This window comes from Vibrio sp. 1249-1 (assembly GCF_033340495.1).
The window spans coordinates 159,118-174,243 of record NZ_JAWOWJ010000002.1; the positions used below are offsets into that span (position 1 = coordinate 159,118).

Annotated in this window: 9 protein-coding genes; all 9 read left to right on the plus strand. The window is 46.4% G+C overall.

Annotated elements, in window-relative coordinates:
- Positions 1 to 33: 33 nt before the first annotated feature.
- Genes R7Z50_RS04240 through R7Z50_RS04280 form a run of 9 tightly spaced genes read left to right on the plus strand, consistent with a single transcriptional unit; the run spans position 34 to position 15,043 of the window.
- Entirely contained in the window at positions 34 to 2,181 is a 2,148-nt protein-coding gene (locus tag R7Z50_RS04240; protein WP_318148900.1) for a class I SAM-dependent DNA methyltransferase, read from the plus strand.
- The gene (locus R7Z50_RS04245; RefSeq protein WP_318148901.1) at positions 2,178 to 3,713 is read left to right on the plus strand and encodes a hypothetical protein; all 1,536 of its coding nucleotides are present in this window, start codon (positions 2,178 to 2,180) and stop codon (positions 3,711 to 3,713) included. The genes R7Z50_RS04240 and R7Z50_RS04245 overlap by 4 nt, the downstream gene beginning before the upstream one ends.
- 2 nt (positions 3,714 to 3,715) lie before the next feature.
- Positions 3,716 to 5,026 (plus strand): hypothetical protein, encoded by a 1,311-nt coding sequence (locus R7Z50_RS04250; RefSeq protein ID WP_318148902.1) that lies wholly within the window; start codon positions 3,716 to 3,718, stop codon positions 5,024 to 5,026.
- Between the two features lie 20 nt (positions 5,027 to 5,046).
- Positions 5,047 to 9,333, plus strand: a complete 4,287-nt coding sequence (locus R7Z50_RS04255; RefSeq protein WP_318148903.1) for a hypothetical protein — start codon at positions 5,047 to 5,049, stop codon at positions 9,331 to 9,333.
- A 10-nt stretch (positions 9,334 to 9,343) separates the two neighbouring features.
- Entirely contained in the window at positions 9,344 to 10,192 is an 849-nt protein-coding gene (locus R7Z50_RS04260; RefSeq protein WP_318148904.1) for a hypothetical protein, read from the plus strand.
- 2 nt (positions 10,193 to 10,194) lie between these two features.
- Positions 10,195 to 11,352: a hypothetical protein gene (locus R7Z50_RS04265; RefSeq protein ID WP_026000123.1), complete on the plus strand. Its 1,158-nt coding sequence runs from the start codon at positions 10,195 to 10,197 to the stop codon at positions 11,350 to 11,352.
- Positions 11,342 to 13,027: a helicase HerA domain-containing protein gene (locus tag R7Z50_RS04270; protein ID WP_017188276.1), complete on the plus strand. Its 1,686-nt coding sequence runs from the start codon at positions 11,342 to 11,344 to the stop codon at positions 13,025 to 13,027. Before R7Z50_RS04265 ends, R7Z50_RS04270 begins: the two co-directional genes overlap by 11 nt.
- A complete protein-coding gene (locus R7Z50_RS04275; RefSeq protein WP_198596168.1) occupies positions 13,020 to 13,577 on the plus strand; it encodes a hypothetical protein in 558 nt (185 codons plus the stop codon). Before R7Z50_RS04270 ends, R7Z50_RS04275 begins: the two co-directional genes overlap by 8 nt.
- On the plus strand, positions 13,574 to 15,043 hold the full coding sequence (locus R7Z50_RS04280) for a serine/threonine-protein kinase (RefSeq protein WP_025888136.1): 1,470 nt from the start codon (positions 13,574 to 13,576) through the stop codon (positions 15,041 to 15,043). Before R7Z50_RS04275 ends, R7Z50_RS04280 begins: the two co-directional genes overlap by 4 nt.
- The last annotated feature ends 83 nt before the right edge of the window (positions 15,044 to 15,126 follow it).

Genomic DNA, 15,126 nt, shown 5'->3' on the forward strand with positions numbered 1-15,126 from the left:
TGATCATTAGAGAACAGATTTTAAGAAGACATCATGGCAAAACAAAAAAAGATAGACCCAACCGTTGCGCTCGACGAGCAATTTCAAAAGCTGGTGGCGCAGCATAGCGAGTTCACTCAGCCATTAGTAGAACTGCCGGAGCATGAGTTTGCCAAAGCTGGCCTTATTCAAGGATTGGTCGAGGGTAACTTGACGCCACCAGTGATGCTGGTTTCCCTGCTTGAAGGTCATTGGGAATATGCCGCTGATACTGCAAAATTTGATGATTTGGCATATCAGCTGTTAAGTGATATTGAAGGCGACTGGCCTGTGTTCGCTGTTGTAGCAGACGGTAACAACCATCGTATTCTTGCCCTTTTTGGTGCGGATGGTTCAGACGGCACCCATGGCGTTGATGCACTTCCAACACTAGAAGAGCTGCGAAATTTTGACCGCTTAGAGCGAGATCCTACGTTTCGTTGGTCTATGCGAGTTTATACCCGTTTGATGCAACGCTTTGATGCATTTCATGAAAGCGTATATAGGGTTAGACGAGATAAGGTGACGAACAAAAACAGCATTATATATGAAGTTGCTAAGATTTTGTTTTTAGAGAGCTTTCGTATTCATCACCCGAAGGACCTAACATTTATCGATCATGAGGGCAACACTTGCCTATTTAACGAAGTATTTGACCATAACTACGTTCGCGATAATGGGGAAAAGGCAGTATCTCAAATTAAAGTAGCCTTTAAATCACTTAAGTCGCATCCAGATTACATTGTGACTGCGGATGATGGGACTCCCAATGGCATATTTGATGAAGACGAATACTTAAAGCTTTCTGTACCAGAAAACTATGTTGACTTGCTCGAGGCAATTCAAAACTTGGGGCCTGTGAAGTCTAACGACGGTAAAACCGTTAAAGAACAAGGCACCTTGGGAGATGTGTCTGGGGATTTGCTTGGCCGAGTTTTTGACGTTTTCTTACGTGCGAATTTTGAATCTAAAGGTGGGCTAGGTGTTTACCTGACCCCAAACCCAGTAAAGCAAGCAATGATCGAAATTGCAATGCACGACATTGCCAATGACGATACCATCATGGCCAAACTTTCAAATGGTGATTTCAAGTTTTGTGATCCTACTTGTGGTTCATTTGGCTTTGGCTCAGTTGCCTTGAGTCAAATTGATACGCTTGTTGATGTTCAATTGGGTGGCCTAAGTGATGATGAGAAAGTAAATCTTAAGAAAAAACTGAGAGATACTGCATTTACAGGTGCTGACAATTCCACAGATATGATAATGCTTGCGCGTGTGAATATGGCGTTGCAAAACGCGCCTAAAGCGCAAATTATCCATGCATACAACTCTTTAAACACTCCAGCTCTTAAACCGAATAGTTTCGACTTGATCTGTACTAATCCACCGTTTGGTACACCAAAATTTGGCAAAGACAAAAACAGTCAGGCATCTAAGAAGAACTATGAATACGAGATGGAGCAAATTCTAGGGGGTATTCGCCCTGCGCAAAAAGTCGTCGATAGTTACAACGCATACTACGACCACATAAAAATGAAGTGGGTAGATACTGGCGATTTAGAGCTGGATGAGCATGGCAACCCAAAATGGGCCGGTTACCGTACAGATTTACGCCGTACTGGCGGTACCGACAAAAAGCCAGTTTACAGTCTGCAGCCTAGCCCAGCAGGTTTGGCACTTGGTAGTAAACCTGACAGCAAAGGGAACTGGCAACCTGTAAGCTCCACCATTGATCCCGCAGTGCTGTTTATTGACCGGTGTTTGCAACTGCTTAAACCCGGTGGCCGTTTAATGATTGTCTTGCCCGATGGGATTTTATGTAACTTGGGCGACCGTTATGTTCGTGAATACATAATGGGCAAAAAAGATGAGCAAACCGGTGAGTTTGTTGGCGGTAAAGCCATCGTAAAAGCTGTGATCTCTTTACCGAGTGACTGTTTCCAACTATCTGGAACAAACGCAAAAACTTCTATTTTGTACTTACAAAAACGCTATGTTAACCCAAATCAACCGGAGCAGTTTTTACCTGAGCCACAAACTGACGTATTTATGGCGGTAGCCGAAACTTTAGGTTATTTGGTGAAAAACAATATCGAAGATTACAACGCCGGTGTTGCTAACGATCTGGATAAGATTGTTTCGGCTTATAAGCGAGGTGAATGATGGCTGTTGATGATTTGCGAGAAAATTTTCATATAAACAAAATTGCTCCCTCAGAGTTACAAGATTTTTTAACTGCACAGACTTATAGGCCAGATATTACGATCTCGTATCAGAAAATCTTTGAGTTACGAAATAAAACACTTCAACAGCTGTGCGCTTCTAAAATTCAGCAGGGCTCAACTCCTGTTTACGCAAATATAGGGCCAGTTTGCCTCAAATCCAAGCAAGTTGGTGAAATTGTAGTGAGTGACTTCACCGATACATGCGTAGATGAGGAGTGGGCAAAAAAAAACCTGAAGAGTAAAGTGTCGACAGGTGATGTTCTTTTAACAAGGCAGGGCACGGGAACTATTGGGCGAGCTGGCTTATATTTGGGTGCTGGTGCTTACACTAATGATTCTCTTTTTAAAATTTCCATTGATAAGGCTGATAGTGCTTATGTTTGCGCATTCTTAAGCACTTTTATTGGTCACAGGTTGATAGAAAAAGGAGTATATGGGAGTACGGGGCAGCTAAATTTATCTGTCGAGCATGTTAAACGGCTTCCGGTGCCTGTATTTGACCAACAATCTCAGAAATATATCGGAGATAAAGTTCGCAAAGCAGAGCAACTTCGCGCTTGGGCGAAGTCTATACAGCAACAAGCAGCAGAGTTACTTCCAGCATATATTCGTGAAATCCAACGATATGAGGCTAAAAGTTATAGAGCGAAGGACATAGTCCCAGAACGCTTGGATAGTCTTTTTTATCATCCAGATTACATCGCTTTAGAACGTAAAATGAAGGCTAAAGGCTGTAATCGTCTTGGATTGGTTGCAAAACAAATCAAAGATTCATGGAATAAAAAGAAGGCTGAAACGTTTGAGTATTATGAGATTGGCGGTTTAGACATTACAACGGGGCAAGTTTCGTCAACAAGAACGCAAACAGTTGGAGCACCCTCACGAGCTAAAACAAAGGTCCAGCAGGGTGATGTGCTGGTTTCCACCGTAAGGCCAAATCGCAAGAATGTTGGATTTATTGTTGATAGCGTAACTGACTCAGAAATGGTTGCGACATCTGGCTTTAGCGTGCTTCGCTTTTCGTCTTTAGCACAAGCTGCTTTTTATCACTCGTGGTTAAGAACTGATGACGCGACCGCTCAGTTGATGCGTTGGAATTCGGGAAGTGCATACCCTGCGATTGATGATGATGTACCACTAAACATTATTGTTCCTGAATTTGAACAAGATTTTGTCGATAGCAGGGGCCAAAAGCTACTGGATGCGCAATTTGCTTATGTATGCGCAAGAAAGCTTACAGAAGTTGCCAAAATCCTAGTCGAAGCTCTAATCGAAGGCCAACTCACTGAACAACAACTCATCCAAGCCCAGCAAGCCTTGGACGATGGCGACAACTCCTTAGACCAAGCGATTTTAAGCAAACTCAGCGGCGAAGGTTACGGTATTGCCGATGCGACACCACTGTTTAGTGATATCGATGAGCTGTACCGCTTGCTGGAAAGCGCCGCACAAGCCGAGACTGAGGAGTAGCTATGGTGGCGAGCAACATGGACGGTAACGCGCAAGTCAGTAACCTGTTATCCCACGACATCGCCCAAAGCGGTTGCCAGTTACTAAGCCAGCTTTTGTCCTGTGGCGGGTTATCAGCCGATAAAGCCGCAGCGTTATTGACAGCCATTCCTGCGCTAGAAAAGCTGTTGCAGCCGATTGTAGCTGGTGATATAGATGGTGATTTAAAGGGAGAGAGCATCGCCTATTGCCTAAGCGCCCCTTTGCTTGATGCTTACAGCCAACTCAGCCAAATAGGTGAATGGCAATTAGCACTTTTGGGTTTAAACCCAGAAGTGCGCTCGCATTGGCTAAACTTAGCCGCTGCCCGTTGCCGTGAAGCCGGAGCCATGAGTGACTCACAGGTGTTGGTTAAACTCATTCAACAATTGGGCAATGCCAGTGAGTGGGTGTTAGCGCGGTTGGAAAACACAAGTGTTACCACCGGGGCTACGCCACAAATTGCGGCGGGACCCTTGGCTCAACTAGAGCGAGACTTATTCGGCCACAGCCTAAACGATAACGCTGCCACTCCGGCGTTATGCCGCATTTTGCGTGCCTGTTTTAAGTTGCACTCTTTGGGCGAGCAAACTGAAGCCTTAACGCCTATCCAACCGGTCGATCTTAGCGCAAAACAGCTCGCCAACAACTGGTGCCAAGGTCGTTTGCAGGCACTGCCGGACGCTTTGCTTAGCGAATACAACTTCAATCAGCCGATCAACCCTAATGCTGACTGGTTGTTGGTATCTCGTCCTGTCAATGATGAGGCGAAGCTTATTGAGCGCTTCGCCCACCAGCCTTGGTGGTTTTTATTAAGCCTAGTGAGTTTTGTGCAAGATGCGTGGGCTGCCGAGCAGCGCGGCGGTTTATTACTGACTCTGCCCGCCGGACAAAATGCCTTTTCCCCAAGCCAAGTGAACGTGGCGGTGCAAGGCATTGATGGTGATGAAGTCAGCCTAGGCAGTTTGGCCGAGTTTTTAACGCAGTTGCAGGGCGAGTTGAATATTGCGCTTTACCCCGAGCTAACGAATAGCGCAGAAGATATTCAGCGATTGAATCGTGCACTTAGCCCATTAATTGCCGAGCTACTGGCAAACAAAATCTGGCAGTTCACTGAAGCAGGCCGAGGCGAACTCGGCCAGTACCGCATTCACCCCGATTTTAGCGATGCCTGTTACAGCCTGCCGCTAGCGCCGCTGTTTGGCTATAAAAGCCAACATTTACAACAGGCGATTAAGCAACTGGCGCAAACCAGCTATGCCAATAAAAAAGTGCCAGCTCGGCTAACAGAATAAACAGTTAAAGGATTTTCGTGATGAGTTTTGAATTAGATGATGTCGTCGTCGATAAGCTAGCCAAGCAACACCGCTGGGCGGCGACGGGTGTATCGGACTATCCACCGCGTGATCCATTGGTTGGTCAAAGTCGTTTTTTTAAGCGCTTTCAAACCTTTTTACACACGGTTGACCATGACGATGATCGTTTCGCCCATGTATTTGCCGTAGAGGCGGAGTGGGGGCGCGGTAAATCTCGTTTAGGCCATGAGCTGGTGGCGCAAATTAACGACTGCTCGAAAGGGTGGTTTGTACGTGACGAGCAAGGCCAATTGCACGATCAACAGTTGTTTAATAGCGAAGCGCAAGACAAGTATTTGGCTTTGTATATTCGTTATTCGCAGGTCGCATCAGACTATCAAAACTCCGATAACTGGTTTGCTTTTGGTTTGTACCAGGCGCTATTGCCACTGGCGACCCAATCCTTTGATGGCTCCATTCAAAGTGAGATCGCTAAACAAGCCTACGAACGCCTAATGCCGTTTGGCTTTACTGCTGCACTATTGGCAGAGGCGCTGCAGCTGGACAAACAGCACAGCGAAGAAGATCTATACACCGACCAAACCCTGGTGGTTGAATTAGTGCAAGCGGCTTACGAGGTGCTCAAACGTTTTGGTGTGCAGTATGTGTTAGTCGTACTCGATGAGCTAGAAACCGTGGCCGAAGCCGCCACCTTTGGTTTGGAAGATGAACAAGACAAACGCCTCGATGGCCAAGCCATTCGCTTAATTGGTAAAGCCATTAAAGAAGAAGATCCACGCCGTAAACTGCCTTGGTTACGTTATGTGGCGCTATGTTCGCCACTTTTGGGTCAGCAATTGCGAGAAATTCAATCAGTGGCGCGCCGCTTTGAATTGGTCGAGCTAGAGCACAATGCATTTGCCGATGTATCAGACTATGTAGCCAGCCTACTAAAAGATGGCAAACTGGGTTTTGATTACCCTGCTGGTTTGGTCGAAGCCGCCTATGCCATGAGTGGCGCTAACTTTGGTTGGTTTAACGTGGTCATGGCCAATGTGGATGCGGTACTTAGCCAATATCAACAAGCGGACCGCAGCATTAATGATGTGGGTGAATTGTTTGAAGCCGTCTTGGCTGGCTCTGGCCGTGTGGCCAAACACGTGCTCGATAAAGGCGCCATAGAAGGAATTCAAACTCGCGATAGAGCATTATTAGGCCAGTGCCGAAGTTTGCTGTATGGCCAGCTACCTGTGCGTTTGGCTGAGGTGAGCCAAGCAACTGAACTTTTGGCACTGAAGAATGAAGATCAAGAGCCGATAGCCGCGCACTATCGAAAGCTGAGCATCGACCGCTTGCAGTGTCGTCAAGCGCTAGAGCAAGCTAAATTTCGCCGCGACAACGATGAATGGTATTACCCTGCGGTAGAACAAGCGCTCAGTTTAGATACCTTACTGGATAACCTGCGTACGTTCTCGATTAAAGAGCAGGCTGCCAGTGGTGATATAGGTGCAGTGTTATTACCGCTGTCTAAAGGTGAGTTTAAGTACTTATTGAGCTTACTGTACGATCACCCCGCCATTGAATTTGCCGCCGATGCCCTATGGCACAAGTTGGTCGGAGAAACTGCCGAGCTAGATGCCAGCGAAGCGACTCACATTGGCCCGAGCGTGGCCATGTTATTACGCTTGGATTTGCGCTACCGAAGTGCACAACAGAACTCGTTGATCTTTAAAGACCCAAGCATGGGCGATGGTCACGAACAGGCAATGGTGGCGCTGGGTAAACAAAGCAGCCAAAAGCCAATCATAAAAGCGTTAACCCGAGTAACTGGCTTTGTGCGTTTGCTGGACAACAACTGGGGCTATGACGAGAGCCTGTTGGACAACAAAGCCGGGCAAGACGATGCGCCACTGGCGATTCTAACCGAACCGCGAAGCCGCCAAGGTGGCCTCTTCACGCTGGAAGGGTTTAAGTTGCACTCAGAAGGTAAAGCCTTGTTTGCATGGGTGAGTAACCTAAACGAGTTGGAGAATCTTCATTCTTTTTCCACCGAATACTGCCGTAAGTCTGGACGTATGCCGGTATTGGCACTCACGGCCTCTGCGCATTTAATGGAGCAATATAGCCGTCTTGAAGAAAACAACGCATTGCGCGATGCGATACTGCTGCACTACGTGAACCCAAGTGAAGCGGATCAGTTAGAGCGTATTGGTTTAAGTGTGGAAGTCTGCCAACAGCATGGCGTGTCTTTGAGTCCCGAGAGTTTCACGGCTAAGTTCAAAAACAAGCTGCATGCTCTGAGTACTTTTGCCAACGAGGCAATCCATAAATGGCGCCAGCGTTTGCAAAAGCGCGGTTTAATTGCTTGGCCACTAAAAGTGGACGGCAAGCTATCGCAAAATGATCGCGAACTGTTGTTCAAAGGCTGGTATCAGCTAGCTATCGCACACCCAGAACTTAACGGTGTGCTGGATTTGCAGCAGCAACATGGTGTGCCGGTGGATGAGCTCAGCGGTTTGCTAGATAAACTCAAAGTGCCAGGCAGCTATATGGCGAAGGGTTATACCGCTGATGAGCACGCTGGGTTGTTTACAGAGCTAAATAATGTACAGCGCAGCCAAGCACAAATCCCGCTGTTTTTAGCGCGTATTGCTCACCCAAACAAACAGCATAAATGGCAGTTCGAACGATTTAAACAGCAGTTCTATTTTGCCTATGTTGCTGAAACCAATATTACCGCCAAAGGTGTATTCAACGACTGGATGTGGTGGTGTGGCGAGCTGAATTTGCTCACTTTAACCAATCCAAACGAAAAACAAGCAACGTGGGAAAGCTACCCGCGTTCCCGTTTAGAAAATGCGATTACCGAGGCGCAAAACTGGTTCAGTGGTAACGACCAAGACAGTTACAAAGCCAAAGTAGAAGTAATGAGCCGCGTGTATGGCTATGGACGCATCAATGAAGTCTTTGCGCCGCTAGGTAAAAACCAACTGGGTTACGCCACGGTAGAAGCCAAAGAACAGCTGGAAAAAGCACAAACACTCTTTAGTGCTCTTAAGCAACAAGAAGAACAGCTGGAAGAGATTACCCAAGTGGGTGAGGCTCATATTTTAGCAGGGCTTGTTAATAAGCGCGCTGAAGTGTTGGACTTGGTAGCCAAAGTTAAGCCGTTGAACAGTAGCAAACCTACGCTTAAAGATGCGCATATTCTGGATTTGGAAGACAAAGGCACCTCGCTTTACCAGCGAGTTGAACAGGCTTGCTTATTTGCTGAGTTTGTTGAGCGAAACGCTGAGCGCATCAGTAATCGGCTCACAGACTTAATCAATGATGTTGACGCAGATTGTGCAACACTCAGCCATTTCCCTAAAAGTTTGTATACCAATACATTGCGCACGGTTGGGCATATTTTAGATGGTGCTTTAAAAGAGGATGCCAGCAGCGCAACGGGGAAAAAGGAGCAGCAGGCGGGCAGCGATACCTTATTGCACTACCTGCGCAAACTCGATTTGGGTAAAGCGCAAGATAAGCTTTCTGCCCTTGCTACCGAAGTCGGGTTAAATCTGCACACGGAACAGCAGTTACCGGTGGCTGAAATCCAAGGCAGTATTTTATCCAGCTACCGAAATTGTAAAGAGCGCTTTGAGAAGCTGATCAATAACTTAGATGAGCAAAGCCAACGTGCTCAAAAACTACAGCAACTGCTCAGTAGTGCAACTGCTGCGTATGAATATGCTGATGATATTGCTGAACTTCCCAAACTGGTAATGAAGTTGCAATTGATTGAAGACGCAATTGCTGATTTACCTGTTGATGCTGAAAGTAAACGTCAAAGCATGCAAGCCAGTTTGCGCAATGGTCAGTTCGCGGGATTACGTGATTTACCGGAAGAGCTAATGAAATCGGCGCGTGGACAAATTGCGCCTATTCAAGGTCGACTGAACAATATTGAAAATAACCTTGCAGCTGTAAAACGCGATGCCATCGTTCAGGTAAATAGTTGGTTGCCTCTATTAAAACCACTACTGGTTTCGCAGCAGCAACCACTGCCTGCTGAGTTAACTCTCGCCGATGTGGACAAGTTAGGAGTCAGTGAGCTTGTGATGGTGTGTGATAAAACCCTATCAGATTGGCAAAACCAAGGTGAAGCGATTTTACAAGGCACTGGGCTAACGCTGGCAGAATGGCAGCCGGTTTATGATGCGTTAAGCCAAAACCAAGAGCCGATGTTAACACCTGAGCAGCAACAAGGTTTAGTCAATAAAGGCATCGTCAAAATGCGCTTAACTTTTGCTTCAGTATTGTAGAGGTCATGCGATGAGCTTTTATTTGTCGTCGGCATTGGCTAGCAATCGTAAAGGGCGCTTTTTACAAACGGTTGCAGGAGCAATACCACTCGATACGGAGTGGCTTAGCTCGCCACCAGCCAGCGGTTTGTTGTTGGTGCAAGCTGAAGAGTTGAACGAGAAACAAGCTTTAATTGGCTTGTTCCAATGGGCGATGCAAACGGGGTGTTCGGCTTTAGTTATTAACCCGCAGCCTGAACAGCATGTTGAGTTTGCCGAACTGCAACCAACGCTGGATTGGACATTTGCAGCCGCTAGCTTGATCTCTGAAGACGCAGGATTAACGGCAGTGCTGGCAAGTGAAACCAACCAAGCCGTTGTTGGTTTTGCTGGTAGTGCAGATCAGAGGCAGCATATGGCGGGTGATGTGGTACATACTCGCTATGTCCGAAAACACAGCAATAGTGGTTTGTTTGCAGTGACGACTTTGCCTTTGTGGTCGCTAAATCTGCTTGATCATACTGAGGCTTTAGTCGGCTGGTTAAACTGGTTCGTTGATCATGCAGGCGTCGCAACACCGGTTGCTGAGGAAAAAGCAGAATTGGCGGCGTATTTGCCTAACAAATACGATTTGGTTGTTCTGTTGCTGCTTTACGCCGGACACGGTAAGAGCCTGGCGGCACTTGTTGACAATGACACAGTTAAGTTGATGTTTGATGTAAATAGTCTTGATGCCATCAAGCGGAGCGAAACATTGCAGCAGCACGGTTTTATCAATGAAGCAGGATTAACTGATTCGGGCAAAGCCAGCTTACAAGCCTCGCAATTTTGGGCTTATGCACCGCTACTCAGCGAGCAGTTAGATACGGGAGCGCTATAAGCATGAATGAAAATAAAACAATGAATTTAGCGCAATCACTTGCCATAGACAGTCAGCTTCGTTTACCAGGCAGTGCGGGGCGTTTACTCAAGCAAATTCGTGATATTGAACAGGTAGCACCACTGTTTCGTGATGCTGGTTTAGTTAAGGCTGTTCCTAAGCCCACGGTAGTGAATTTAAGCGTGGCGGGTATCGCCACTAAATCGTGCCTAGATAAAGCTCTAGGGGGATTTATTTATGCCAGCGCAGCTGTACGAACAGATTTATTGATAGAAGAAAACAAGGTCAGTACTTCTGGTAGTGATTCAGTATCTGAACTGGATGATATTGATTTCGAAGCGCAACGAAAGCGGCTTGACCTGATTGAAATTCGCCAGGCGTATCAGTTGGTTGAGAAACAACTGTTGAGCCAAGAGCGCTGTGATTTAATTTTACTTGATACCCCTCTGTTTTTAGCGCGCGATATGGCGCCACTGGAGCGGAATGTTCGCCATAAGCAGGAATATGATAAAACCAAGCGAGCAATAGAATCCTTTTGGCAAAACCACCGTGCAAAGCTGTTCCCATGGAATAAGACGGGGGTGGTGTTAGCAAGCATTTTGGCCGAGCGTTTTAGTGCAATTGTGAGTATTGCCAAACAAGATTTACGCACTGAGCAGGGGCGAAAGCAGATTTTAGATTCGGACGGTTTCTCTAGTGAGTTAATGCAAAATCTGGCTGGACTGGACGAAAGCTTAGTGGGTGTTGGGGATTTACGTTTTATTAATGGCATTTTAGGCAACTACTCGCGGACCATTGCGTTTCGTTTATCTGAACAAGAGAACCGCATAGAACCAAGTGTCGAAGCGAAGCAAGGCCTAATTGGCTTTCATTTTCGCAGCGCGCGTGGTGGCCAAATCAAAATGGTGCAGCTAGCTGGTGATGAACCTGATTGGCAGAGCGCAGATCTTGATTTAGTCGCATCTCGATTGATGGTGCTTGATATGCAGAACAAAGGCAATGCCATGCCTTTGCCGCAATTACTAGGCTATCAGCAGCTCGGCATTTTGCCGAAGTTTGCCAAATTTTACCGTCAAGGTTTGCACGGCGCACTTAAGAATAATGATATTGAAGCAGGCTGGTTGGCTGGCTTGGATGAGGGATTGAACAATGGCTTATAAAGTTTTAGGTAAATTAGTCGGTAATACCGGCGATGCCAGCCAGTTAACTATGGTGGTGCAAGATTCGTTTTCAGTGCGTCGTGGTGAATTTGTTCGAATTATGCACCAAGAGCGTAAAGACGAGGGGCAAGTGGCCGTATTAGGCCGTGTAACGAAGATCAGCCGAACCAATATGCTTTACAACGCAGGCTTTGGTGATGGCGTGACTGAGTTGGAGCTATTGCCAGGAGCCAATGTTACTGGTGAGAACATGTTTGCGCAGGTAGAGCTGGTGGGATACCGCGATCCTGTTTCTCGTCAGATCAAGATCCCGCGTCGCCCGCTTAATCCTGGTACTGCAGTTGAAACCGTCGATTTTCAGTTCTTGAGTGACTTTTACGAGTTCAATGAGCACTCCAGTTTGCACCTGGGTAATTTGGTTGGTTACGACAAAGGTGAAAATACGGTTCCGGTCTTTATTGATGTAAACAAGCTAGTGACTGAGCACATGGCTGTTCTAGCGATGACAGGCTCAGGTAAGTCTTACACAGTTGGCCGTATTATTGAGCGCTTGGTTGCCGTTAACAATGGTACTGTCGTGGTGTTTGACCCTCACGGTGAATACGGCAAAGCTCTGGCTGGTGGTAATCTGCAATTCTCTAGCCTTTTGGATGCAACAGACGATAAGCGCGATCAAGAAGCGTTACCTCTGATTAAACATACTTTTGAAAAGTTACAAGCTGCAGGTGCGGGCATTAAAGTTTTCTCGCCACAGCATGAATCTTTTAAACACAAATATGCCAGCAAAAACACACCACTGGCGCTTCAATTCGACCATTTTGAAATGGACGATATTGCCGAGATCTTACCTGGGCTAACCGAGCCGCAACAACGTGTGTTGGATGTGGCTATTCGCTATTGGCGCTCAGTGGATAAGACAGAACCACGTGATATTAACCGCCTACGCTACTTCTTAGGTGATGGTATTGAAGAACTTAAAGAGTGGGACGATCTCTCTGAAGCGGAAGCTAAAGCCTTGTCAGGTCGAAGTGCTGCTGTAGCATCAATGAAGCTCTCTCGTGTGCTAAATGAAGCTCAAAGCTTTTACAGTGCAACGATGGCTGAGCCAACTGACATTTACAAAATGGTCGGTCGTCCAAGTAATCAACAAGGCCGGTTGGTCGTTGTCGATTTACAAGGCTTGAGTGATACCGCGAAGCAAGTTGTTTGTGCTCTGCTCTCAAGTGAGATTCTAAAAGCGGCTTCAAGCAAAACAGACCCACTTCGCCCTTGCTTTATTGTGTACGAAGAAGGCCATAACTTTGCGCCAGCTGGTGGTAACGCAGTAAGTCATCGGATCATTAAGAAAATTGCCGGTGAAGGTCGTAAGTTTGGTGTCGGTTTTGGCATTGTGAGTCAGCGCCCATCCAAATTGGACTCAGATGTTACCTCTCAGTGCAATACGTTGATTACCATGCGTTTGAAAAACCCAGACGATCAGCGTTTTATTGCCAAAGCTTCCGATATGGTCAGCAAGGCCGACCTGGATGAGTTACCGAGTTTATCAACCGGTGAAGCTTTAGTATGTGGTCGTTCTATTCCGGCCCCATTACTTGTTAAGGTCGGTAGCAAGGCACTTATTCATGGCGGTGAGTCTCCGGAAGTATTGCGAGTTTGGGGGTCATTTAATGGCTAATCTACCCATGCCAGCGCTTTCTTGGGTAGGTGAAGCGTTTCCTCTTATGACTAGCGGAGAGTTGTTGGACCAGGATGTTCTGGTCCATAGTTTGGGCTGCAGTGTTTGGAATACGTATGGTCATGAGCAATCTTATATGGCAGTAGTAGAGTGCCCAGCTCCGGGCACTTCCGGCGCTGATATCCGTTCAGATTCAGGCTGGTTTGATAAAAACGCATCAACACCATTGTGTTTAATTGAGTTTGAACGCTTTGATGGCACTTCCCGAGGCCAGCAAAAACTTGAAGAAAAATTGAAGAACTTAATGGAAGCAGCTCAACGTTGGGACCATTCACCGAAAAGTTTGGTGCTGAGTGCTTGGAGTCAGGGGCTTGTGAACGCCCCTGATACGCAAAAACTTAAAGAGATCTGCCGCTCAGGGTTTACTTCATCCGCGGGAACCCAAGTAAGGGCATCGAACGATGTTGAAGTCGTGTTTAGCCGTTTCCAGTTTGTTAAAAATCTAAACACTATCGCTTTGGATAGAATTCACTACGAGGTGTTGATATGAATGTAAAATCAGCACACTTTTTACCAGGTACAAACAAGCGATTAGGTGATAAATACCTATTGCTCGAATGTCTTGGTGATGGCAGTCATGGCTGGGTATGGCGTTCTGAGCGCTTAAATGATGGTCAGATTGTTGCTGTAAAAATACCTAAAGATATAACGAGGGAAGACCGTCAGCTTGCTGAAGGTAAAGAGTTATTGCAAGTCGAGCCTCACGATAACATTGTACAAATTTTTGATATGGGCCGAATCGATAACGAATGGTTCTATATTGAAATGGAGTATTTCCCTAGTCAGACTTTGGCACAAAAACTTGACGATAGACAGCGCAATTTTGGCCAAACCTATGAAAGGTTGTTCAGAATTTATCGACAAGTGCTTTGTGCTGTTCAGTATTTATCTGAATTGCCTGTCCCCATCTCACATGGAGACATAAAACCGCATAACATCCTTGTTGGTGAACGTGATCTGGTTAAATTGACCGATTTTGGTAGTTCTGCGTTACCGGAAGAAATATACGTTCGTACTCGGGAAAACGGTGGAACAGTGTTGTATTCCGCACCTGAGTTTTCCAACGTGGATAGCCGTAAAGGGAGTTTAGAAGAGCTATTGCTCGGGGATGTTTATAGTTTAGGTGTTTTACTATATCAGCTGCTGACGGGTAAGTTGCCGCATGATACACCAGCCCAAGTCCAGCGTCATGCACCTTTCAAGCGCCCTACCGAGATTAATAGTTCTATCCATGCGGATTTGGAGCAAGTCGTACTCACGTGTATGCAAAAAAGGCCGGAGGAGCGCTTTTCAACTATCTCGGCTTTGATGTCTGCATTCGATGCAGCGACCCAGAAACAGTTGAAGATTGGAGCTACCGCTCCAGTTTTCCAGGCAAAACCAGATCAAGATTGGTCGAGTGCGGTTCTTGAGGCGATGGCTGAACAGTCATACAAGAAAGCGGCTCAGCTAGCGTCTCAAGAATACAGCCGCAGCAAGGATCTTCAAGCTCTCCACCAGCAGTTGATAGCGCTGTACCGGGACAATAGGTTCTTCGACTTTGAAAAAGTGGTCGAGAACAATAGGTCATGCTTACTTGAGGAAAAGCTTACTCAATCTGCTGAGTTGTATGAGCTGATTGTTAAGGCGAATCTGCAGTTAAGAAATATTAATCAAGCTCAATTTTGGTTGCTTCAGAGAAAGCAAGTCGGAGACGAAAACTCCGCGACCATGTATCTAGAGTCTTCCATTCTTGGTCTTGAAGCCAAGTATCCAGAAGCGAGAGCATTGTTAGAAAAGGTTAACCAAGCCACGCCAAGAAAGCTTCACGTGCTTACTCAATTGATTCAGGTTTGTGAGCAAATGCGCGATTACTCTGGAGCGGTCGGTTATCTCAAAGCTACGCTGCGAATGTTCCCCGATTGTGCGCAACTGGCTGATAAGAAAAAACTGTATTCGAACCTAGGTTTACTCTAATGCGTTTTTAACTCACGCTGAGCATTGAAACATACCGAGGAGGAGGCTTGACCCCTCTTCGGTGTACTTAGGCTGACTTCTCA